This is a genomic window from Uliginosibacterium sp. sgz301328, from assembly GCF_041807905.1.
Classification (GTDB): Bacteria; Pseudomonadota; Gammaproteobacteria; order Burkholderiales; family Rhodocyclaceae; genus JBGVSA01.
Genome location: NZ_JBGVSA010000068.1, coordinates 1 through 1,160 on the forward strand (window position 1 = coordinate 1; position 1,160 = coordinate 1,160).

A 1,160-nucleotide genomic window follows, 5' to 3' on the forward strand; every position below is an offset into this window, starting at 1 on the left:
GTGTCGTTGGTGCGCACGTACTTCACGCCCGTGCCGTTGTTGGTGATGTAGGTGTTGCTGGTATCCCCCGCAATGGCGTAGAGCTGGCTGCCGTTGATGGCGTCCGTGCTGGTGGCCGATACATCCCCGGTTGCCAGGTTGGTGATCTTGGTGCCGTCGGTGCCGCCGAGCGTGATCGTGCTGTGGCTCGGGTCGTCGTACTTGACCACGTCATCCAGCACACCGGTGATCGAGGTGATGCTGCCCTCGATGTTGGTCACGCGGCCGTCGATGTTGGTGATCGCATCCGCCACCGTGGTGTAGGTGTCGCCGTTGTTGATCACGAAGCTCGGGTTGGTGATCGTGCCGTCGTTGTTGATCGTCGTGCCGCCACCGATGGCGTCCGCGATGCCCTGCAACTGGCTCACGTTGACCGCGTCCGTGCTGGCTGTACCGGCCGCGACGTTGACGATCTTCATGCTGGCCGCGTCGATCCCCGCCATGGTCATGCTCGGCCCACCCGCGATGGTCACACCGTTGGTGTCCATCACCGTGTCGCCCGTGGTCACGCTGGTGAAGGTCGGGCTCTCGGCGATCTGGATCTGCAGCTTGCCGTCGGCATCCACGACCGTGCTGACGTTGGCACCGGAGTACGTCCCCGCCGTCGTCGCCGCGCCTTCGATGCTGAAGGTCTCGCCCAGCTTCTTGTCGACCGAACCGCTGTTGCCCGCGAAGGTGATCGGCGTATCGGTCAGCGTGGCGATGTTCTGTTCCACTGCCCACAGTTGGCTGCCGTTGATGGCGTCCTTGCTGGTTTCCGACACATCACCCGCCGCAACGTTGGTGATCTTGGTCCCGTCGGCGCCACCGGCCAGCGTGATGCTGTCGTAGTTCACCGAACCATCGCCGTTGCGGTCGTACTTGACCACGCCGTCGAGCACGCCGGTGATGCTGGTGATGTTGCCTTCGATGGTCGTGACACGGCCGTCGATGTTGGTGATCGCGTCCGCCACCGTGGTGTAGGTGGCGCCGTTGTTGATCACGAAGCTCGGGTTGGTGATCGTGCCGTCGTTGTTGATCGTGGTGCCGCCACCGATGACGTCGGCGATGCCCTTCAACTGGCTCACGTTCACCGCGTCGGTGTCCTGCGTGCCGGCTGCCACATTGACGATCTGGCGCTC

1 pseudogene is annotated in these 1,160 nt (G+C 63.5%); it reads right to left on the reverse strand.

The annotated features are described in order from the left end of the window. A pseudogene (locus ACDA63_RS20100) lies at positions 1-1,160 on the reverse strand (hypothetical protein); the annotation flags it as partial.